Annotated in this window: 19 protein-coding genes and 1 pseudogene; 10 read left to right on the forward strand and 10 right to left on the reverse strand. The window is 67.8% G+C overall.

The annotated features are described in order from the left end of the window. Positions 1-84 precede the first annotated feature (84 nt). Positions 85-2,664, forward strand: a complete 2,580-nt coding sequence (locus ACNQR1_RS11875; RefSeq protein ID WP_418046236.1) for a bifunctional FO biosynthesis protein CofGH — start codon at positions 85-87, stop codon at positions 2,662-2,664. Positions 2,665-2,741: 77 nt separating this feature from the next. Here the strand turns inward: ACNQR1_RS11875 and ACNQR1_RS11880 are convergent, their stop codons facing one another. Beyond that, positions 2,742-3,266, reverse strand: coding sequence for an excalibur calcium-binding domain-containing protein (locus ACNQR1_RS11880; RefSeq protein WP_418046237.1), 525 nt, complete (start codon positions 3,264-3,266; stop codon positions 2,742-2,744). Positions 3,267-3,496: 230 nt separating this feature from the next. On the opposite strand from ACNQR1_RS11880, the gene ACNQR1_RS11885 reads away from it, so the two are divergent. Then, a complete protein-coding gene (locus tag ACNQR1_RS11885) occupies positions 3,497-4,045 on the forward strand; it encodes a YceI family protein (protein WP_418046238.1) in 549 nt (182 codons plus the stop codon). Between the two features lie 235 nt (positions 4,046-4,280). After that, entirely contained in the window at positions 4,281-4,964 is a 684-nt protein-coding gene (locus ACNQR1_RS11890) for a GAF and ANTAR domain-containing protein (RefSeq protein WP_418046239.1), read from the forward strand. A gap of 6 nt (positions 4,965-4,970) precedes the next feature. Here the strand turns inward: ACNQR1_RS11890 and ACNQR1_RS11895 are convergent, their stop codons facing one another. Continuing rightward, a complete protein-coding gene (locus tag ACNQR1_RS11895; RefSeq protein ID WP_418046240.1) occupies positions 4,971-6,986 on the reverse strand; it encodes an FAD-dependent oxidoreductase in 2,016 nt (671 codons plus the stop codon). A 263-nt stretch (positions 6,987-7,249) separates the two neighbouring features. On the opposite strand from ACNQR1_RS11895, the gene fdxA reads away from it, so the two are divergent. Together fdxA and dapC are read left to right on the forward strand one after the other, a co-directional pair. Next, positions 7,250-7,573 (forward strand): ferredoxin, encoded by a 324-nt coding sequence (gene fdxA / locus ACNQR1_RS11900; RefSeq protein WP_044519824.1) that lies wholly within the window; start codon positions 7,250-7,252, stop codon positions 7,571-7,573. A 29-nt stretch (positions 7,574-7,602) separates the two neighbouring features. Beyond that, positions 7,603-8,709 (forward strand): succinyldiaminopimelate transaminase, encoded by a 1,107-nt coding sequence (gene dapC / locus ACNQR1_RS11905; protein ID WP_418046241.1) that lies wholly within the window; start codon positions 7,603-7,605, stop codon positions 8,707-8,709. Here the strand turns inward: dapC and ACNQR1_RS11910 are convergent. The 4 genes from ACNQR1_RS11910 to ACNQR1_RS11925 all read right to left on the reverse strand — a co-directional run bounded on the left by ACNQR1_RS11910 (position 8,698) and on the right by ACNQR1_RS11925 (position 13,679). Then, positions 8,698-9,315, reverse strand: coding sequence for a response regulator (locus ACNQR1_RS11910; protein ID WP_418046242.1), 618 nt, complete (start codon positions 9,313-9,315; stop codon positions 8,698-8,700). The two genes, dapC and ACNQR1_RS11910, sit on opposite strands and share 12 nt — an antisense overlap. Next, entirely contained in the window at positions 9,312-10,526 is a 1,215-nt protein-coding gene (locus ACNQR1_RS11915) for a sensor histidine kinase (protein ID WP_418046243.1), read from the reverse strand. Before ACNQR1_RS11915 ends, ACNQR1_RS11910 begins: the two co-directional genes overlap by 4 nt. Before the next feature lie 9 nt (positions 10,527-10,535). Continuing rightward, a complete protein-coding gene (locus ACNQR1_RS11920; protein WP_418046244.1) occupies positions 10,536-12,020 on the reverse strand; it encodes a carotenoid oxygenase family protein in 1,485 nt (494 codons plus the stop codon). Positions 12,021-12,107: 87 nt separating this feature from the next. Then, positions 12,108-13,679, reverse strand: coding sequence for a PucR family transcriptional regulator (locus ACNQR1_RS11925; protein WP_418046245.1), 1,572 nt, complete (start codon positions 13,677-13,679; stop codon positions 12,108-12,110). Positions 13,680-13,762: 83 nt separating this feature from the next. Between ACNQR1_RS11925 and pruA the strand changes: the two genes are divergently transcribed. Further along, positions 13,763-15,391, forward strand: a complete 1,629-nt coding sequence (pruA, locus tag ACNQR1_RS11930; protein WP_418046246.1) for an L-glutamate gamma-semialdehyde dehydrogenase — start codon at positions 13,763-13,765, stop codon at positions 15,389-15,391. A 1-nt stretch (position 15,392) separates the two neighbouring features. Beyond that, a complete protein-coding gene (locus ACNQR1_RS11935; RefSeq protein ID WP_418046247.1) occupies positions 15,393-16,352 on the forward strand; it encodes a proline dehydrogenase family protein in 960 nt (319 codons plus the stop codon). A gap of 8 nt (positions 16,353-16,360) precedes the next feature. Here the strand turns inward: ACNQR1_RS11935 and ACNQR1_RS11940 are convergent, their stop codons facing one another. The 3 genes and pseudogenes from ACNQR1_RS11940 to ACNQR1_RS11950 form a co-directional block, all read right to left on the reverse strand. Continuing rightward, the gene (locus tag ACNQR1_RS11940) at positions 16,361-17,392 is read right to left on the reverse strand and encodes an isopenicillin N synthase family dioxygenase (RefSeq protein ID WP_418046248.1); all 1,032 of its coding nucleotides are present in this window, start codon (positions 17,390-17,392) and stop codon (positions 16,361-16,363) included. Positions 17,393-17,426: 34 nt separating this feature from the next. Continuing rightward, positions 17,427-17,984: an NUDIX domain-containing protein gene (locus ACNQR1_RS11945; RefSeq protein WP_418050343.1), complete on the reverse strand. Its 558-nt coding sequence runs from the start codon at positions 17,982-17,984 to the stop codon at positions 17,427-17,429. Further along, a pseudogene (locus ACNQR1_RS11950) lies at positions 17,985-18,458 on the reverse strand (DUF309 domain-containing protein); the annotation flags it as partial. A 25-nt stretch (positions 18,459-18,483) separates the two neighbouring features. Here ACNQR1_RS11950 and ACNQR1_RS11955 point away from each other — a divergent pair. From ACNQR1_RS11955 to ACNQR1_RS11965, 3 genes are all read left to right on the forward strand, one after another. Then, entirely contained in the window at positions 18,484-19,890 is a 1,407-nt protein-coding gene (locus tag ACNQR1_RS11955) for an acyl-CoA synthetase (RefSeq protein WP_418046249.1), read from the forward strand. Next, on the forward strand, positions 19,881-20,228 hold the full coding sequence (locus ACNQR1_RS11960) for a VOC family protein (protein ID WP_418046250.1): 348 nt from the start codon (positions 19,881-19,883) through the stop codon (positions 20,226-20,228). Before ACNQR1_RS11955 ends, ACNQR1_RS11960 begins: the two co-directional genes overlap by 10 nt. Before the next feature lie 66 nt (positions 20,229-20,294). Next, on the forward strand, positions 20,295-20,549 hold the full coding sequence (locus ACNQR1_RS11965; RefSeq protein WP_418046251.1) for a hypothetical protein: 255 nt from the start codon (positions 20,295-20,297) through the stop codon (positions 20,547-20,549). 149 nt (positions 20,550-20,698) lie between these two features. Here ACNQR1_RS11965 and dapD read toward each other — a convergent pair whose 3' ends face one another. Continuing rightward, positions 20,699-21,643: a 2,3,4,5-tetrahydropyridine-2,6-dicarboxylate N-succinyltransferase gene (gene dapD, locus ACNQR1_RS11970; RefSeq protein WP_418046252.1), complete on the reverse strand. Its 945-nt coding sequence runs from the start codon at positions 21,641-21,643 to the stop codon at positions 20,699-20,701. Between the last annotated feature and the right edge of the window lie 3 nt (positions 21,644-21,646).

A 21,646-nucleotide genomic window follows, 5' to 3' on the forward strand; every position in this document is an offset into this window, starting at 1 on the left:
CTATCGTGGCCGGTATGTCGGGCGCATTGGTTTCAGAATGTGAGACGCGTGGATGATTGTGCACAACGACGGGGTTACACGGGAGTGGCTCTGAACCCCCAGCACGGCGCAGATCTGCCCACCCCGGCCGTCCCACCGAAGTCTGCAGCGCCCAATTCGGGAGCACTACGGCGCGTGTTGCGCCGGGCCCGTGACGGCGTGACCCTCAACGTCGACGAGGCGGCCATCGCCATGACGGCCCGCGGCGAGGATCTGGCCGACCTGTGTGCCAGCGCTGCGCGCGTACGCGACGCGGGTCTGGAATCGGCCGGCCGGCGTGGATCCAATGGTCGGCTGCCGGTCAGCTACTCGCGCAAGGTGTTCATCCCGGTGACGCACCTGTGCCGCGACACCTGCCATTACTGCACCTTCGTCACCGTGCCCGGCAAGCTGCGCGCGCAGGGCATGGGCATGTACATGGAGCCCGACGAGATCCTCGACGTCGCTCGCCAGGGCGCCGAGCTGGGTTGCAAGGAGGCGTTGTTCACCCTCGGTGACCGCCCCGAGGACCGCTGGGACGAGGCCCGGCAGTGGCTCGACGAGCGCGGCTACGACTCCACGCTGGACTACGTGCGGGCCATGGCGATCCGGGTGCTCGAGGAGACCGGGCTGCTGCCGCACCTGAACCCGGGCGTGATGAGCTGGTCGGAGCTGTCCCGGCTCAAGCCCGTCGCGCCGTCGATGGGCATGATGCTGGAGACCACGTCCCGGCGCCTGTTCGAGAACAAGGGCGAAGCCCACTACGGCAGCCCGGACAAGGATCCGGCGGTGCGGCTGCGCACGCTGGACGACGCCGGCCGGTTGTCGATCCCGTTCACCACCGGCCTGCTGGTCGGCATCGGGGAGACGCTGACCGAGCGTGCCGAGACCATGCATGCGATCCGCAAGTCCCACAAGGAGTTCGGGCACGTTCAGGAAGTGATCGTGCAGAACTTCCGGGCCAAGGACCACACCGCCATGGCGTCGACGCCCGATGCCGGGATCGACGACTTCATCGCGACGATCGCGGTGACGCGTCTGGTGTTGGGCCCCAAGATGCGGATCCAGGCGCCGCCCAATCTGGTGTCGCGCGACGAATGCCTGGCGCTGATCGGCGCGGGCGTCGACGACTGGGGCGGTGTGTCGCCGCTGACCCCCGACCACGTCAACCCGGAACGGCCCTGGCCTGCGCTGGACGATCTGGCCGACGTGACCGGCGAGGCCGGCTACGACCTGGTCCAGCGGCTGACCGCGCAACCACAGTACGTCCAGGCCGGTGCGGCCTGGATCGATCCGCGGGTCCGCGGGCATGTCGATGCGCTGGCCGATCCCGATACCGGGTTCGCGCTGGACGTCAACCCGGTCGGACGGCCGTGGCAGGAGCCCGACGAGGCGTCCGAGTCATTGGGCCGCATCGATCTGCACTCGGCGATCGACTCCGAGGGCAGGCTCACCGAGACCCGCAGCGACCTCGACAGTGCATTCGGCGACTGGGAGTCGATCCGCGCCAAGGTGCACGAACTCGCCGCCCGCGCGCCCGAACGCATCGACACCGATGTGCTGGCCGCCTTGCGCTCCGCCGAACGTGATCCGGGCGGCTGCAGCGACGACGAGTATCTGGCGCTGGCCACTGCCGACGGTCCGGCGCTGGAAGCCGTTACCGCCCTGGCGGATTCGCTGCGCCGCGATGTCGTCGGGGATGACGTCACGTTCGTCGTCAACCGCAACATCAACTTCACCAACATCTGCTACACCGGCTGCCGGTTCTGCGCGTTCGCCCAGCGCAAGGGCGACGCGGACGCGTACTCACTGTCCACCGACGAGGTCGCCAACCGGGCCTGGGAGGCCCATGTCGCCGGTGCCACCGAGGTCTGCATGCAGGGCGGCATCGACCCCGAGCTTCCGGTCACCGGCTATGCCGACCTGGTGCGGGCCGTCAAAGCGCGGGTGCCCTCGATGCATGTGCACGCCTTCTCGCCCATGGAGATCGCGAACGGTGTGACCCGCAGCGGGCTGTCGGTCCGGGAGTGGCTGACCAGCCTGCGTGAGGCCGGCCTCGACACGATCCCGGGCACGGCCGCCGAGATCCTCGACGACGAGGTGCGCTGGGTGCTCACCAAGGGCAAGCTGCCGGCCTCGGAGTGGATCAACGTGGTGACGACCGCGCACGAGGTCGGGCTCCGTTCGTCGTCGACGATGATGTACGGCCACGTGGACACCCCCAAGCACTGGGTGGGCCACCTCAACGTGCTGCGTTCGATCCAGGACAAGACCGGCGGATTCACCGAATTCGTTCCGCTGCCGTTCGTGCATCAGTCATCACCGCTGTATCTGGCCGGCGGTGCCCGCCCCGGCCCCACGCACCGCGACAACCGGGCCGTGCACGCCTTGGCCCGGATCATGTTGCACGGCAGGATCCCGTCGATTCAGACCAGCTGGGTCAAGCTCGGCATCGAGCGCACCCAGGTGATGCTGCGCGGCGGCGCCAACGATCTGGGCGGCACGTTGATGGAGGAGACCATCTCCCGGATGGCCGGCTCGGAGAACGGCTCGGCCAAGACCGTGGCCGAACTCGTCGCGATCGCCGAGGGCATCGGCCGCCCCGCGCGTCAGCGCACGACGGATTACTCGCCGCTCGCCGCGTAACCCTTGCACCGCGAGCGTGCGTGTCTGCCGGTGGACACGCCGCTGAACGTCGGCGTTTTGAGCACGCTCGCGGTCTATCAGAGTGCGCTGGCGCGCGTCAGGCAATTCACGTCGTGCCCGTCGCCGGCAACGCCCGAGTCCATCAACCGACCGTCGAGGATCTCGCACGACACGGTCGCGGCGTTGCCGATGACCGGATCGGCGCCGATCATCTGGTCGCCGAGACCGGAACTGAACAACGTCGCCTGGCCACCACAGTGCGAGCCGGTTTGCAGGGTTCCCGCCGACCCGGACGGGGCGGTGATGTCGATGCAATTCGCGCCCGCCCATGTGACGACCGTGGTGTAGCCGGCTCCGGCCGTGGTGGCGGGAACTGCCGGAGGCGTTCTGGCCGGCCCACTTTCGACCGGGGCGCCGCCATACCCGCCGTAGAGCGGGAGTCCGCCGCCGCCCGATGTTGATCCGCCACCGGTCTCGCACGCGACGCCGTCGCCGTCTCGGTCTAGTTTCGAGCTGTAGCCGGGTTGGCCTGCATACAACGGGGCGGCACCGGCGGCGCGGGCTGCGGCGCAGTTCGGGTACGCATTGGCGCTTGGCGCCACGAGTAGTGAGCTTGTTGCTGCAGCAGGCAACAGGATGAGAGCGAGTAGACGCATACCAGTGATTCCGATCTTGAAATTGACAGCTACGAAAATTGCTGACCTCCGCATGATGCACTGCCGATTTCAAGATCGCGAAGAAATCTGAAGAATCAGGGAATTGAATCGGACCACGGTCCGGTTATCTCCAGTGAAGGTGCCGGACCAACCGGCTCTCGAACCAAGGAGACACCATGACCGTCGCAGTAGCCACCGACCTGACCGCGGGCACCTGGGCCATCGACCCGGTCCATTCGTCGATCAACTTTTCGGTCCGCCACCTGATGGTGAGCAAGGTCCGTGGCAGCTTCGAGACGTTCAGCGGCGCCGTCACGGTTGCCGAGGACGGCACTCCGTCGGTCAGCGCCACCATCGACGTCAACTCGATCAACACCCGCAACGAGCAGCGCGACGCGCACGTGCGCTCCGCAGACTTCTTCGACGCCGAGAACTACCCGACCGCCACCTTCGTCTCCACCAGCGTGCGTCCCGACGGGGACGACTACATCGTCGACGGCGACTTCACCCTCAAGGGGGTGACCAAGCCCGTCGCGCTCAAGCTCGAGTACAACGGCGTCAACCCGGGCATGGGACAGGGCGCCGTCGCCGGTTTCGAGGCCTCGGTCGTGTTGAACCGCAAGGACTTCGGCATCGACATCGACATGCCACTGGAGACCGGCGGCACCGTCGTCGGCGACAAGGTCACCATCACTTTGGAGATCGAGGCCCTCAAGCAGGCCTGACCCGTGCTTTGTCACGCTGGAGTGGCGCCCGTCCTCCCGTGCCACTCCAGCGTGACTAGAGCCGGGGAAAGGCGGTCCCGTCGGCTCGCGGTCAGAACCGGCGAGACCTGGGCGAGCCCTTTGGTCGACCATGAGGCTCGCCTAGCTCACAAGGTTGCCCCTCCGTATCGGCAATAAACGTCTGGCCGCGACGCCGCGGGTGTGCAACCGTGCGAGTCCGGGAACCCTGACCGTCATGGCGGAACTATCGCGACACGATCTGGCAGTCCGGATGGCGGACCTCGCGCGGGCTGTCGCCACTCGGCGCTCCGTCGATCAGATTCTCGTCGACGTCACCGCGGCGGCCATCGAACTCATTCCCGGCGTGGATACCGCTGGGGTACTGCTCATCGGCACAGGCGGAAAATTCGAATCGCTGGCCGGCACCAGCAGTCTTCCGTACCAACTCGACGAACTGCAGGTGACCTTTCAGGAGGGACCGTGCATGCAGGCGGCCTTGGCGGATGTCGTAGTACGCACCGAGGATTTCCGGGAGGAGACCCGTTGGCCCAGCTATTCCAAGGTGGCCGTCGATATCGGAGTACTGAGCGGTTTGTCCATCAAGCTCTACACCGCGGACCGAACGGCGGGCGCGCTGAACCTGTTCGGTTTCCAGCCCAGGGCGTGGGACGCCGAAGCCGAGACGATCGGAACGGTGCTGGCCGCGCATGCCGCGGCCGCCCTGATGGCGGGCAGGCGCGCCGAGCAGTTGACATCCGCGCTGACGACACGTGACCGCATCGGTCAGGCCAAGGGGATCATCATGGAGCGCTACCAGGTCGACGACGTGCAGGCCTTCGAGATGCTCAGGCGGCTGTCGCAGGACAGCAACACCAAGCTCATCGACATCGCCCAGCAGGTCATCGACACTCGCGGCTGATTCGCGCTACAGGCGGGCAGCCAACTCCGTGCCCTGCTTGATGGCGCGCTTCGCATCGAGTTCGGCTGCCAGAGCAGCCCCTCCGATGATGTGGGGCTCGATCCCGGCATCCCGCAGCGCGTCCTCAAGATCGCGCACCGACTCCTGCCCGGCGCAGATCACCACGTTGTCGACGGGGAGCACCTGTCGATCACGGTGTTCGGAACCGAAGCTGATGTGCAGTCCCTCGTCGTCGATGAGTTCGTAGTTCACCCCGGAAAGCTGATGTACCCCTTTGGCTTTCAGGGAAGCACGATGCACCCAGCCGCTGGTCTTGCCGAGGCCGCGGCCCTGTGCGCCCTTGGTGCGCTGCAGCAGATACACCTCGCGGGTGGCCGGGGCGGGCAGGGGAGTGGTGAGCGCTCCGCGGGACTCCTGCGGATCGGCCGCACCCCATTCGGCCTTCCACTCCTTGAGGTTGAGCGTCGGCGACTCGTCGGTGGTGAGGAATTCGCTGACGTCGAAACCGATTCCGCCCGCGCCGATCACCGCCACCGACTTGCCCACCGGCGCACCGGTGATGGCCTGCGCATAGGTGAGGACCTTCGGATGGTCGATGCCGGGGATGGCGGGAAGCCGCGGCGTGACCCCGCTGGCCAGCACCACATCGTCGAAACCGGCCAGCTCCTCGACCCCGGCCCGGACCCCCAGTCGCACGTCGACCTCGAGCTTGTCGAGCATCGTGGAGTAGTACCGGATGGTCTGGTTGAACTCTTCCTTACCGGGAATCCTTCTGGCCAAGTCGAATTGGCCGCCGATTGCCGAACCCGCCTCGAACAGCGTCACCCGGTGGCCGCGCTGGGCGGCGCTGACCGCGGCGGACAGGCCGGCCGGGCCGGCGCCGACGACGGCAACCGACCGAGCCCGGCGCGTCGGGCTGAGTACCAGCGATGTCTCCCGCCCGGCCCGCGGGTTGAGCAGGCACGACACCTTTTTGTGTACGAAGGCGTGGTCGAGGCAGGCCTGATTGCAGGCGATGCAGGTGTTGATCTCGTCGACGCGTTCCTCGGCGGCCTTGAGTACCCAGTCTGGGTCGCTGAGGAAGGGTCGGGCCATCGAGATCAACTGCACGTGCGTGTCGGCGAGGGTCTGTTCGGCGGTCTGGGGCATGTTGATCCGGTTGGAGGCCACCACCGGGATGGAGATGTGCTCGGCCAGTGCGCTGCTGATGTCGACGAACGCGCTGTTGGGTACCGACGTGACGATCGTGGGTACGCGTGCCTCGTGCCAGCCGAACCCCGAGTTGACGATCGTCGCTCCGGCGGCCTCGACTTCGGTTGCCAGCGCGACGATTTCGTCCCAACTCTGGCCGTCTTCGACGTAATCGGCCATCGACATCCGGTAGCAGATGATGAAATCGGAGCCCACCGCCTCACGCACCCGGCGCACGATCTCGACCGGGAAGCGGCGGCGCTTCTCCGGGGTGCCGCCCCAGGCGTCCTTGCGCTTGTTGGTGCGCGGCGCCAGGAACTGGTTGAGCAGATAACCCTCGCTGCCCATGATCTCGACGCCGTCGTAACCGGCCTCGCGGGCGAGCAGGGCGCAGCGGACGAAGTCGTCGATCGTGCCCTCGACATCGCGCAGAGCGCGCGGCCGGAACGGGTTGATGGGGGCCTTGATCGCGGACGCGCTCACCGAAAGTGGGTGGTAGGCATAGCGTCCGGCGTGCAGGATCTGCAGCAGGATTTTGCCGTCGGCCTCATGGACGGCGCCGGTGATCCGGCGATGGCGCCGCGCTTCCGAGGAGGACACGAGTTGTGAGGCGAACGGCAGCAGCCAGCCGGTCTTGTTCGGCGCATAGCCGCCCGTGATGATCAGCCCGACACCGCCGCGAGCCCGCTCGGCGAAGTACTCGGCCAGCTTCGCGGTGTCACCGGCGCGGTCTTCGAGGCCGGTGTGCATCGAGCCCATGACCACCCGGTTGCGCAGTGTGGTGAACCCGAGGTCCAACGGTGACAAAAGGTTCGGATAGGCCAACCCCATGTCGGCAGAGTAGGTGGGACCGGCGGTCCTATGCAACTAGTTGTATGGCGTTGCCAAAGGGCAAGTAATAGGCCGTGGCGACTAGGCGAGGTGTATCTGCGACGTTTAGTATCAGTTACTACGCGCCACCCTTAAATGGGTGGTGCGTGAAGTTAGGGCACACTGAGACGAGCGTCCAAGTATGGGCAACGCATACTGTGACGTCGAACTCATCAGAGTCCCGACCACCGAGCCCAGCAGCCCACTGGACAGGAGAGACATCAGTGACGTACGTCATTGCCGAACCCTGCGTCGACGTCAAAGACAAGGCATGTATCGAAGAATGCCCGGTCGATTGCATCTACGAGGGTGCACGCATGTTGTACATCCACCCCGACGAGTGTGTGGACTGCGGCGCATGCGAACCGGTCTGCCCGGTCGAGGCCATCTACTACGAAGATGATGTGCCCGACCAGTGGAGCAGCTACGCGCAGGCCAACGCGGACTTCTTCTCCGAGCTGGGTTCACCCGGCGGTGCCTCCAAGGTCGGCGAGACCGACAACGACCCGCAGGTGATCAAGGATCTGCCGGCCAAGGCCGAGGACTGAGCACAGTCGACACCGGCTTCGAGACTGACGTGGTGCGACAGCGTCGATCGGCGGCACTGCCAGAGTTCCCGTGGGACACCCTGGCCGACGTCACGGCTCTGGCCCGGTCGCACCCCGAGGGAATCGTCGACCTTTCGGTAGGCACTCCGGTTGACCCGGTGGCGCCGGTGATCCGGGATGCGCTGGCCGCGGCCAGCTCGGCTCCGGGCTACCCGACGACTGCCGGTACCCAGGCCCTTCGCTCCGCTGCCGCGGCGGCACTGCAACGCCGCTACGGCATCACGGGGCTGGCGCCGGACGCCGTGCTCCCGGTGATCGGCACTAAGGAGCTGATCGCCTGGCTGCCGACGCTGCTGGCGATCGGGCCCGGCGATACCGTCGTCGTCCCCGAACTGGCCTACCCCACCTACGAGGTGGGTGCCCTGCTCGCCGGGGCACAGGTGCTGCGCGCCGATTCGCTGACCCAGCTGGGGCCGCAGCGTCCCGCACTGATCTACCTGAACTCGCCCAGCAACCCCACCGGCCGCGTGCTCGGGGTGGACCACCTGCGCAAGGTCGTGTCCTGGGCCCGGGACCGCGGCGTGCTGATCGCGTCCGACGAGTGCTACCTGGGCCTGAGCTGGGAAGCCGAGCCGTTCAGCGTGCTGCACCCGTCGGTCTGCGACGGCGACCACACGGGCCTGCTGGCCGTGCACTCCCTGTCCAAGACCTCCTCGCTGGCCGGCTACCGGGCCGGGTTCGTCGCGGGTGATCCCGCGGTGGTGGCCGAACTGCTCGCGGTGCGCAAGCACGCGGGCATGATGGTGCCGACGCCGGTGCAGGCCGCGATGACGGCCGCGCTCGATGACGACGAGCACGAAACCGTGCAGCGCGAGCGGTACGCGAAGCGCCGTGCGATCCTGCTGCCCGCCCTGCAGGCGGCCGGTTTCACCGTGGAGCATTCCGAGGCGGGCCTGTATCTGTGGGCCACCCGCGGCGAGCCGTGTCGCGACACCGTGAAGCGGCTGGCCGAGCGCGGGATTCTGGTGGCCCCGGGCGAGTTCTACGGGCCGGCCGGGGCGCAGTATGTGCGGGTCGCGCTGACCGCGACGGACGAGCGCATCGCCACTGCCGTGCAGCGCTTGTCAGCCCAGTAATCCCAGCGACATCGCGGTGGTGACCGCTGCCGTGCGGTCCGACACGCCGAGCTTGTGGAACGCGCGCAGCAGATGCGTTTTCACCGTGGCCTCGCTGATGTGCAGGGCGCGCCCGATATCGGCGTTGGTGGCGCCCGTGCCCACCAGGGCCAGCACCTCCGCTTCGCGCGTCGACAGTGTCACCGACGGCGCGCGGACCGCGTTCACCAGTCGGTCGGCCACGCCCGGGGCGAGCACCGTCTTGCCCCGCGCGGCGTCGCGCACGGCGCGGGCCAGCTCGGCCCGGGACGCGTCCTTGAGCAGATAGCCCGTCGCCCCGGCCTCGACGGCACGGAGGATGTCGGTGTCGCTTTCGTAGGTCGTGACGACGACGATGTGGGTCGACGGATTGTCGGCCAGGATCTGTGCGGTGGCGGTGACACCGTCGATCCCGGGCATTCGCAGATCCATCAGGATGACGTCGGGTCGCAGCGAGCGGGCCAGCCCGATCGCCTCGGCCCCGGAGCCGGCCTCACCGATCACGGTCAGGTCGTCCTCGGCGTCGATCATGCCGCGCAGCCCCTCGCGCACCACCGGGTGGTCGTCGACCAGCAACACCGTCGTCATGCCGGAACCGCAACGTCGACCCGCACGCCGCCGCCTTCGGGAGTGGACAGCGTCAGGGTGCCACCGACCTGGTCGAGCCGGGCCCGCATACCGCGCAGGCCGAACCCGTCGACGTGATCGGCCTGTAGGCCGATGCCGTTGTCGGACAGGGAAAGTCGTACCCCTTTTGCGTCCGGCTGCAACCGGACGTGCAGCTCACTGGCGTGGGCATGTCGGCGCACGTTCGCCATGGCCTCCTGTGCGCTGCGCAGCAGCACCACGTCGGTGGCCATGCCCAGCTGCGGCAGGTCGTCGTCGATACGGACGTCGACGGCGATGCCGGTCTCGGCGGCCAAGCCCTCGGCCTGGCGGCGCAGGGCGGCCGACAGGGTTCCCTCCTCCAGTGCGGCGGGGGTCAGTCGGGTCACCATCGTGCGGGCCTCGGCCAGATTGTCCCGCGCTGTGGTGCGGATCAGCTCGACGTGGCGGGCGGCGGCGGCCGGATCGCTGTCGCTCTCGGCCTGCACGGCCTGGGCCAGCGCCACGATGCTGGTGAATCCCTGCGCCAGGGTGTCGTGGATTTCCCGGGCCAGCCGCTCCCGCTCCGCGGCCACCCCGGCCTCGCGGGAGAGCTGCGCGGCCTGGGCCCGGCTGGCCGCCAGTTCGGCGACGGTCTCGGCGAGCTGCTGCCGCTGTCGCAGCGTCGTCATGATCGTCGTGCCGATGATCGGCGCGGCCACCGCGCCCACCAGTGTCACCGCAGCCACCGGGGGCAGGCTCGGCCACCCCGGTCCGTGGATCGCCACGGCAAGGCCCAACGGCGCCAGGGTGACCAGGAACGTCAGCGTCAATGCCGCCGCCAGCGGCAACGTGGCGAAGATCAGCGGGAAGAGCGCCGGAATCGCAGCGACGGCCGGCGCTGCTGCCAGCAGCGCGATCAGCCACAGGCCGATCATCACCGCCACGAACGCCGCCGTTCGTGCCCGAACCGGGCCGGCGATCGGATCCGCCTCGTGAATCACGTTGCGTCCGAATGTCAGAACGACCACGATCATCGCGGAGAGGGCGCCGCAGGCCAGCGGTACGTTGCCACCCAGAGTGTGCCGCAACAGCACGACCGCGACGATCGCCGCGATGCACAGTCCGCAGACGTAGGTCTCCCACATCCAATGCCAGTCCGACGGCTCGTCTACGGCCGGCCTCGATGTGGTGGGTGGACCGATTTCGGTCATCTGCCGATGTTAACGGTCTGCGGCCACCCAGTTGCCGTGGAAGCCGTGCGGAACCCGGACCGGAATATGCACGGTGGCAACGGGTGCCAGGGTCTCGGCGTCCAAGAGCACCAGATCGCTGCGGTTCTCGGCGCGGTCGTAGACGAATCCCATCACGACGCCGTCGTTCTCGCCGGCGTCAGGCCCGGACGGGACGAACACGAATTCACCGGGTTCGCGCCCGGGGCCGAACTCGATCCGCTCGATTCCGGCATCACGCAGATCGTGGCGCAGGATCACTGACGGTGCCGCCTCGGGGTCCGACGGGAGGCCGACGGTGTAGCCGTACCGGTGTGGTAGTCCGGTGAGTCGATCGTCGACCCGCGGGAACTCCTGGGTCGAGTCATCGAGTCGTTGCTCGCGCACCCGGCCGGTGCGAAGGTCAATGGTCCAGCGGTCCAACGTGATCGAGTCAGTGAACAGCTGATCCCCGGTGGTGAACACGGCCGGATGCCGGACCACGTCGAGCACGATCTGCTCACCGTCGGGCCCGGTCTGGTCGTATCCGTTGAGCGCGTGGAACACGTAGCAAGGCGATACGTCGAACCAACGGATGTCGGAGGCCGAACCCTCGCGGGGCATCACCCCGATTCGGGCACCGTGTTCCGGCGCCCAGCGGTAGGGCATCGACGTCGTCGGCAGTGCGGCGTGTTCGGATCCGCGCATTGCCGCGCGCAGAACGAAGTCGGGGGCCGCGTGCCGGGCCGCGAAGCCGGTCAGCAGGCGTGCCGCCGCTCGTGCTGGAGCGCTCTTGACCATGGTCGTCAGGTCCAGCAGCACCGGCAGGTCATAGATCACCACGTACTTCTCGGTCAAGGTGAAATCGTGCATCATCGTGTGCGCGGGCAAGGCGATGTCGACCGCGCGCCGGACTTTGCCGTCCACACCGGTGACGCTGTACGTCACCAGGTTGCCACGCAGCGGGTTGTACGAGACCGCATGCAGCTCACCGCTCTTCGGGTCGTGCTTGGGGTGGGCGGTGAAGCCGCCGAACAGGGTGCCGCAGAAATCGGACGGCCCCACCGTGTCGAGTTCCTCGGTGAGTTCATAGGGGCGCGCACCGGCCTCGGTGATCACCAGCGTCTTGCCGGCGTGACCGATGATGTTGGTGTTGGCCGGGAAATCGAATCCGCCCGCGTGTGCGCCGCCGGCCCACTTCTCGCCGAGTTGCCGGGCAACCGAGGCCGATCGGACCCAGCGGTTGCGGTACCAGGTCGCGGCGCCGTCGCGCAGCCGGATCCCGTGCGCCATGCCGTCACCCAGGAACCAGTGGTGGTGCTGTGGATCGGGCGCCCGCAACGGGTTGGGGCCGGTGCGCAGGTAGCGCCCGTCGAGATAGTCCGGAATGGTCCCGGTGACCTTGAGGTCGGTGACAGTGACCTCGTCGTGCACCGGTGCGAAGTTCCCGCTGAGATACGGATGCTCGGATTCCTGCTGAACCGCTTCGGTCGTCATACCCTCACGGTGCCCCTGTCGAGGCTTGCGCGCGACGACTTCACGGCTGATTCGTCTGTCAACCGAACGATGGACACCAGCCCGGCCTCAAACGGTCGCGCGCAGGCTCAACGCGAGCAGCAGTCGCACGTCGGCATCGTTCAGCGAGGCCGACAGCAGCTGCTCGACCCGGCGAATCCGGTAGCGCACCGTGTTGGGGTGCACGTGCAGGTGCTGCGCGGCTGCGGCGACGTCACCGAAGCAGTCCAGATACACGCCCAAGGTTTCGGCGAGTACCGGTTCGTCGGCCCGCAGAGCTCGTACCCGCGGATCGATCAGCCGCTCGTCGGCGGCGATCGCGGTGACGATCTCGTCGAGCAGCACCGTGGTGCGCGCCTCGGCCAGTGAGGTGACCGCGGCCAGGGTTCCGGGATGGCGCTCGGCGGTGTCGAGCACCCGGTCCACGTCGGCGCGGGCCGCTGCCGCGCCGGCAAGTCCGGCGACCGGGCCAGCCACCACCGCGTGCAGCTGCAGTCCCAACTCGGCGCGTAGCGCCGCCACCGTGCCGCGCACCCACGACGTCACCGCCTTGCCCGTGCTGGGGAACAACACATAGACGCGGGGCCCGGCCGACGCCATCTGTGCGTCGTGACGAAAAGCGCTGGCGCTCAACGCCAGCACGTCGGCCAGCCGGGTACCCGCAGCGCCGCTGTCGAACCCGATCACCGCGGCCCGGCCGTCGACGGCCACCCCCAACTCTCTGGCGATCAGCTCCACTTCGACCGGAGCATCGGCCTCTCCCAACCCCAGGAGTTCCTGCACCCGCACCGCATGGGTGGATGGGGCGGACGCCAGCCGGGCCATGATGCGCGCGGCGAGGACTGCGGCACCGCGCAGCACGTCCTCGGCATCATCGGCGAACGGGCGGCTGCCCTGCTGCACCCAGATGGTGCCGACGAAGGCCGGGGCCCGACGCTCGTCGACCGCCGGCGCGAAGATGCCGATCGCCAACCGGGGGCGCAAACCCAGTTCGGGGCGCTCGGCCACCCGTACCGCCTCCGGGTGGGAGCGCAACGCGTCGAAGATGCCCCATTGCGCGATCCAGGCCAGATGCTCGGGCGGGCCCGCCCGGCCGAGGATCGACAACCGCCGCAACTCGTCCGCCTCGTCGCTGGAGGCCGAATAGGCCAGCACATGGGACTGGGCGTCCTCGATGCTGACCATGCCGTGGGTCCGCTCGGCCACCGACTGGGCCAGACCGAACAGGTCGGTGCCCGAATCGTGCAGGGCGCCGTCGCCGTGGTGCTCGAAGACGTGGTTGACCAATCGGTACAGCCGCTCCCAGCGAGCCCGCGGATCGACCGCAACCACCGCCGTGCCGGCTGCCACCGCATGTTCGACGACGGCGTCCGATGGTTCTTTGATGAAGATAGCGGTCGGGGCGCGACGCACGCTCTGTTGCTCGACCCAGCGCAGGGCGTCGGTCTCGGAGACTCCGAGCAGGAAGAACACGTCTGCCGCCCCGGCCGAAGGCGCCAGACCGAGGCGAACATCATCGGAATCGATCAGTGCGGCCGAGGCCACGGGCAGGTCCAGGCCGCGTGGTGCCTGGATGAGCCGTACCAGCGTGGCATCTAGCGCCAACAGGAGTTGGCCGAGGCTGACACCGGTTGTCCGCATATTGTCTGATTCTACTGATAGTGGTCGTAATGCTTGTCGGATCGGACAAGTGTTGCGTGGGTCACGTCGGGGATTCTTGACTCATGGATGCCATCACCGACGTGCCGTCGCCGGCCAACGAGCCGGTCCATGACTACGCACCGGGCTCAGCGGAACGGGCCCGGCTCACCACCGCGCTCGGCGAACTTGCCGGCGCCCCGATCGACCTGCCGCACGTCATCGGCGGCAAGCACTCGATGGGCAGCGGCGCACGCATCGACGTGGTGCAGCCGCACTGCCACAGCGCGCGGCTGGGCATATTGACCAACGCCGAACACGCCGACGCCGGCGCGGCCATCGACGCCGCGCTTGCCGCCAAGCACGAGTGGGCGGCGATGCCGTTCGACGAACGCGCCGCGGTGTTCCTGCGCGCCGCCGACCTGCTGTCCGGGCCGTGGCGAGAGAAGATCGCGGCGGCCACCATGCTCGGTCAGTCCAAGACCGCCTACCAGGCCGAGATCGACGCGCCCTGCGAGCTGATCGACTTCTGGCGGTTCAACGTCGAGTTCGCCCGCCAGATCCTGGCCCAGCAGCCGATCAGCAGCCCCGGTGTGTGGAACCGCACCGACCACCGGCCGCTCGAGGGCTTCGTCTACGCCATCACGCCGTTCAACTTCACCGCGATCGCAGGCAACCTGCCCACCGCGCCTGCCCTGATGGGTAACACCGTGGTGTGGAAACCCTCGCCCACCCAGACCTTCGCGGCCTATCTGACGATGCAGCTGCTGGAGGCTGCCGGGTTGCCGCCAGGGGTGATCAACCTGCTGACCGGTGACGGGATCGCCGTTTCCGATGTGGCACTGGCTGATCCGCGACTGGCGGGTATCCACTTCACCGGGTCCACCGCCACCTTCCAGCACCTCTGGCGTGAAGTCGGTGCGAACATCGAGCGGTACCACACGTATCCACGCCTGGTCGGTGAGACCGGCGGCAAGGACTTCATCGTCGCGCACGCCTCGGCTCGCCCGGATGTACTGCGCACCGCACTGATCCGCGGCGCCTTCGACTACCAGGGGCAGAAATGCTCGGCGGCCTCGCGGGCCTTCATCCCGCGTTCGGTGTGGCACCAGATGGGCGACGACTTCCTCTCGGCCACATCGGACCTCAGGTACGGCGACATCACCGACCTGACCAACTACGGCGGAGCCGTGATCGACGAGCGGGCCTTCGCCAAGAACGTCGCGGCGATCGAGCGGGCCAAGGGTGCCGCCGGTGTCACCATCGCGGCCGGCGGCGAATATGACGACAGCGAGGGCTATTTCGTCCGGCCCACGGTCCTGCTGTCCGACGACCCGACCGACGAGGCTTTCTCCACCGAGTACTTCGGCCCGATCCTGGCCGTGCACGTGTATCCGGACGCGGAGTACGAGCGCATCCTCGACGTCGTCGACACCGGGGCCCGCTACGCCCTGACCGGCGCGGTGATCGCCGACGATCGCGCGGCGGTGCTCACCGCCGCCGACCGGCTGCGCAACGCGGCAGGCAACTTCTATGTGAACGACAAGCCGACCGGCGCGGTCGTAGGGCAGCAGCCGTTCGGCGGATCCCGCGCCTCGGGGACCAACGACAAGGCCGGCTCGGCGCAGAACCTGTTGCGCTGGACCTCGGCCCGCTCCATCAAGGAGACGTTCGTGCCGCCCACCAACCACACCTATCCGCACATGGAGGCCTGAGATGGGCGTGTTTCAGCGGGTTGCCCGCCCGGCCATCCTGGCCGCATCGCACTCGCCGCGGCTACGGCACACGGCCGAGCGGCTGCCGATCACCCGCAAGGTGGTGGACCGCTTCGTCGCGGGGGAGACCGTACCGGATGCCCTCGACACCGTTGGTGTGCTGCGAGATTCGGGCCGCTTCGTCTCCGTCGACTACCTTGGCGAGGACACCACGAGCAACGACGACGCAGAACGCACCGTGCGGGCCTACCTGGCGCTGCTCGACGGGTTGGCCTGCCGTGGCGACGAAGACGCGGCAGTGCGACCGCTGGAAGTGTCGCTCAAGCTCTCCGCGTTGGGCCAGGCGCTGCCCCGCGACGGCGAGAAGATCGCCTACGAGAACGCGCACACCATCTGCGCCAAGGCCCGGGAGGTGGGCGCCTGGGTGACCGTGGACGCCGAGGACCACACCACCACCGACTCAACCCTGTCGATCGTGCGTGACCTGCGCACCGAATTCGCCTGGCTGGGAACGGTTCTACAGGCCTACCTGCACCGCACCGAGGCGGATTGCCGCGAGTTCGCCGCATCGGGAGCCCGGATCAGATTGTGCAAGGGCGCCTACGAGGAACCCGCCTCGGTGGCCTACCGTGACGCCGACGAGGTCACCGACTCCTACCTGCGGTGTCTGCGAGTTCTGATGGCCGGGTCGGGCTACCCGATGGTGGCCTCACACGACCCGGTGATCATCGACGCGGTACCGGCACTGGCTGACGAATTCGGCCGTGGTGTCGACGGTTTCGAGTACCAGATGCTCTACAACATCCGCGACGCCGAGCAACGCCGACTGGCCGATGCGGACAACCATGTGCGGGTGTACGTCCCATTCGGCAACGAGTGGTACGGCTACTTCGTGCGCAGGTTGGCCGAGCGTCCGGCCAACCTGATGTTCTTCCTGCGGGCCCTGGCCGAGCGTCACTGACTCCGGCCTCAGCCGGGACTCAGGTCATAGGCCACCTTGAACTTGTTGAGCAGATACGGTCCCGATACCACCGGCTCATACCGCGGTGGATTGTCCGCTGTGGCGCACGTGGGAATGCACTCGATCACGGCGTCGAAGTTGGGCTGATGGAAGAACGGCAAGCTGAACCGTTCGGCGGTGGGTGCGCCGGTGCTCACCACCCGGTGCACCGTGCTGACCCACCGGTCGTTGGTCCATCGGGCCAGCAGGTCGCCGATGTTGATGACGAAGGCGCCAGGAACCACCGGCACGTCAAGCCACTCACCACGATCGTCGAGAACCTGTAGCCCGCTCTGGGATTCGTCCTGCAGCAGAATCGTGAGGTTGCCCCAGTCGCTGTGCCGGCTCAGCCGGACATGCCCGGCCGGCTGATCGTCGGCTGGGTAGTGGTTGGCCATCAGGTTCGAGTTGTGCCGATCGATCAGGGCGTCGAACCAGTCTTCGCGCAGACCCAGGGCCAAGGCGAACAATCGTGCCAACTCAGTGGCGAGGGAGGACATCTCGTCGTAGTAGCGTTGGTAGGCCGTACGGAATCCCGGCACCTCCGGCCACCGTTCGGCGATGTACACGCGTTCGTCGGTCCATCCGGGACCGTCGTATCCCTCCGGATTGCCCAGCGGGAAATGCACGAATTTCTCGACGCGGTCCGGTGATTCGTGCTCGGCCGCTCGGTCGGCTCCGTCGTTGGTGGCCGCAAGGTTGCCCGCGCTGCTGAATCCGCGGGCCAGCGGATCAGTGGGATCCGCCCCGATTCGTTCCTTCACGGCCTGCGGTAGCGAGAAGAATTCGCGCAGTACGCGGTTGACGTCCTCGATCACGTCGCCGGGAACCCCGTGGCCGACGAGCAACAGGAAGCCGCTGGTTTCGCAGCACCGGCCGATGGCGTCGGCCACTGCCTGACGTTGACGCTGGTCCCCGTTGCGGGCGCTGCTGATATCGATCAATGGGACGAAGCCGTCTCGCAGGACGACTTGGTCGACTATCACCTCTGGTTGGGTCACACGCTCGACGCTAGAACCTCAACCTAAGTTGATGTCAATGCTGAATTCCGCTCTCGCGCAACAGCAGCAGAAACGACAACGCTGCGAGGCTCTGGGCATCGGTGATCTCACCGTCCCGGATCATGCGGTCCAGCTCGGCACGGGAGAACCACGCACTGTGCATGTCCTGCTCCTCGTGCTCGCGTTCATGCTCGCCCTCGGTCAGCCCGGTCGCCAGGAATACCCAGCCCCGTTGGCTGCTCATCCCGGCCGCCACGTCGAGTTGGCCCAGACGTTCCATGCGCTCGGCGCGCAGCCCGGTCTCTTCCCGCAGCTCGCGGTGCGCCAGCTCGGTCGGCTCCAGATGTTGCTGCTCGGGTGCAGTGCCCTGCGGAAACTCCCAGCGCCGCAACCCCAGTGGGTAGCGGAACTGTTCGACGAGGTGGAACCGATCCTGATCCGGGTCGTACGGGATCACCAGGGCATAGGTCGGCTTGTCCACCACGGCGTAGACGCCGGTGCTGCCGTCGGGCCGGACGATCTCGTCCTCCCGTAGCGTCAACCAGTTGTTCCGGTACACCTCGCGCGTCGCAGTCTGCCGGATCGTGCTCATCGTCAGGTGGATGTGTAGTCGCTCGGCCTCGACGTCACCCTCGTCGATGTCGTCGGCCAGGGTGGCGGCGATCTCGACCAGGCGGGCCACGTCGACGTCATAGGGAGCGGGCCGGCCGACGACGGAGAGCCGTGCCGCTGCGCGTCGCAGCAGGGTGGCGGCACCGGTTCGGTTGCCCCGCTGCACGTGGGTGATGCCGACGGCCAGCTGTGCCAATCCCTGCCAGAGTGCACGTTCGTGCTCCGGGCCGTTCTTCCATGCCGCTTCGAGGACTTCGTGAGCGCTGAAGGCCTGGCCACGATCGAGCAGATCCTGGGCGTAGGCGAGAGTTTCGGCCGGCGAGAGCTCCAGGTCGTCCGGGATCCGTGCGACGCCCTCACTGCCGTACGGCAATGGCCGGCCGAGTGCGTCACGTGGGCGGGTGCTGCGGGGCCGGCCCGAGTCGTCGCGGTCGCGTCCAGCTGCTGGGCCCATACCACCCGACGGTAGCCTCACAAGGGTGTTGCTGGCCTCTTTGAACCCCGCAGCCGTCGCCGCCGGCGCCGAGCTGGCCGACGCCGTGTCCATCGACGGCACGGTGCTCAGCCGCAGTGATCTCGTCGGCGCCGCCACCTCGGTGGCCGAGCGGGTGGCGGTCGCGCATCGTGTCGCCGTCCTGGCGACACCGACCCCGACGACAGTCCTCGCCATCATCGGATGCCTGATCGCCGGCGTGCCGGTGGTCCCGGTACCCGCCGACGTCGGTGCCGCCGAACGCCGGCACATCCTGACCGACTCCGGCGCCCAGGCCTGGCTGGGGGAGAAGCCCGAGGAGACCGAGGGGTTGCCGCACATCCCGGTGCGGCTGCACGCCCGATCCTGGCACCGCTATCCCGAGCCGGCACCGAATTCGACCGCGATCATCATGTACACCTCGGGCACCACCGGCGCCCCCAAAGGCGTGCCGATCAGCCGCCGGGCCATCGCCGACGACATCGACGCGCTGGCCGCGGCGTGGCAGTGGACCGCCGCCGACACCCTGGTGCACGGTCTGCCCCTGTTCCACGTGCACGGCCTGGTGCTGGGCCTGCTGGGCTCACTGCGGATCGGAAACCGTTTCATACACACCGGGAAACCGACCCCGGCCGCGTACGCGCAGGCGCAGGGCACGCTGTACTTCGGGGTGCCGACAGTGTGGTCGCGCGTGGTCAAGGACCTCGACTCGGCGCTGGCCCTGTCCACGGCGCGACTGCTGGTCTCCGGCAGTGCGCCGCTGCCGGTGCCGGTGTTCGACGAGTTGGTGCGCCTGACCGGGCACGCGCCGGTGGAGCGCTACGGCAGCACCGAATCGTTGATCACGCTGAGCACCCGGGTGGACGGCGAGCGCAGGCCCGGCTGGGTCGGGTTGCCGCTGGACGGGGTGCAGACCCGGCTCGTCGACGACGACGGCGCGCCGGTGCCGCACGACGGCGAAACCATCGGCCGGCTGCAGATCAAGGGCCCCATGGTGTTCAGTGGCTACCTCAACCGGCCCGAGGCCACCGCAGAGGCCTTCGATCCCGACGGCTGGTACCGCACCGGAGACGTCGCGGTCATCGACGCCGACGGTATGCACCGCATCGTGGGCCGGGAGTCGGTGGACCTGATCAAATCGGGCGGTTATCGCATCGGCGCCGGTGAGATCGAGACAGTGCTGCTGGGCCATGACGGCGTCGACGAGGTGGCCGTTGTCGGGGTACCCGACGACGATCTCGGTCAGCGGATCGTCGCGTTCGTCGTCGGAGATGCGGCCCCCGACACACTGATCGAATTTGTCGCCCAACAACTTTCAGCTCACAAGCGGCCACGTGAGGTCCGGCTGGTCGACAGCCTGCCGCGCAACGCGATGGGCAAGGTGATGAAAAAGGAACTGGCGCAATGGGCCTGAAGTTCTCCGAGATCTGCATCGACGCCCACGACCCTGAAGCGTTGGGGGCGTGGTGGTCGAAGGTGCTCGGCTGGCCCTCCCACACCGATTCCGACGGTGACGTGATCCTCACCCCGCCACAGGGTGCGGGTCCGACCTGGTTGTTCACGCCCGTGCCAGAGGCCAAGGTGGTCAAGAACCGCGTGCATCCGGACTTCACTCCGGATGATCAGCAGGCCGAGGTGGACCGGCTGATCGGTCTCGGGGCCCGCCACGTCGACGTCGGTCAGGGTGACGAGACGTGGGTGGTGCTGGCCGACCCTGAGGGCAACGAGTTCTGCGTGCTCGCCGCCGAATAGGGGTACGTTGGGTAATGACGGGGCGTTAACCGCACGTCAGCGCCCTGCCTCGGTTTGGAGGCACGCATGAATTTCAAGAAAGCCGCTGGAACGGCGATGATCGCCGGTGCGCTCGGCCTTGGCTCGCTCGGAATGGGCGCGGGTTCGGCGCAGGCTGACCCTGGATGGGGTCCGAACATTCCGTGGATTCCTGGCCCGGGTTGGGTCGACTGGAATCCGGGGGCCAACCTGGGCCCGCCCGGACAGGTCAAGAAGTGGTGCCCGTGGCAGTCGCCGCCAGGACACTGGGTGGGTGGCCCGCACGGGGTGCCGTGTACCTAGCCTGACTGCTCGAACGTTGGCCTTTGTGCCGCGTCTTCGCGAACTGTGACAGGAGCAGTGCGATTGGCTGTTGCCAACCCTGTCGGTAGCCGGCTGTGAAATCAGACCCACGTGGGGCGGGGACCCCACGTGGGCCGGATTCAGCGGTCCTAGTTGGCGTGCAGCGCTTCGTTGAGCGTGATGCCGGTGCCGTCACGCTTGACCACCTCGACCGCACCCGACAGCGAGTTGCGACGGAACAGCAGGTTGTTGGCCCCGGACAGCTCGACGGCCTTGGTGGTCTGGCCGTCGGCGGTGGTCACCTTGGTGCCGCCGGTGACATACAGCCCGGCCTCGATCACGCAGTCGTCGCCGAGTGAGATGCCGAGGCCCGCGTTGGCGCCCAGCAGGCAGCGCTTGCCCACCGAGATCACCTCTTTGCCGCCACCGGAGAGCGTGCCCATGATCGACGCACCGCCACCGATGTCCGAGCCGTCGTCTACCACGACCCCGGCCGAGATCCGGCCCTCGACCATCGAGGTGCCCAGCGTGCCGGCGTTGAAGTTCACGAACCCTTCGTGCATGACCGTCGTGCCCGCGGCCAGGTGCGCACCGAGGCGGACGCGGTCGGCATCGGCGATCCGCACGCCCGACGGCAGCACGTAGTCGACCATCCGCGGGAACTTGTCGACGCCGTAGACCGCAACGGCCCCGCGGCGGCGCAGCTTGCCGCGCACCGTCTCGAAGCCCTCGACCGCGCACGGTCCGAAGTTGGTCCACACCACGTTGGCCAGCGCCCCGAAGATCCCGTCCATGTTGGCGCCGTGCGGGGCCACGAGCCGGTGCGAGAGCAGGTGCAGCCGCAGGTAGGCGTCATGCGCGTCGGCCGGCTTGTCCGCGAGGTCGGCGATCGTGGTGCGCACCGCCACCACCTCGACGCCACGGTCGGCGTCGGGGCCGGTCAGGCCCGCGAACTCGACGGGCACATCGTCACCCGTGAGCGTCACCGTGCCGGCGTCGCCGGAGGCGCTGAGCTCAGGAGCGGGAAACCAGGTGTCCAGGACGGTCCCGTCGGCGGTGATGGTGGCCAGGCCGACGCCAGATGCTGCAGTCACGTT

It is taken from the genome of Mycobacterium sp. 48b (assembly GCF_048282725.1).
In the GTDB taxonomy this organism is placed as follows: domain Bacteria; phylum Actinomycetota; class Actinomycetes; order Mycobacteriales; family Mycobacteriaceae; genus Mycobacterium.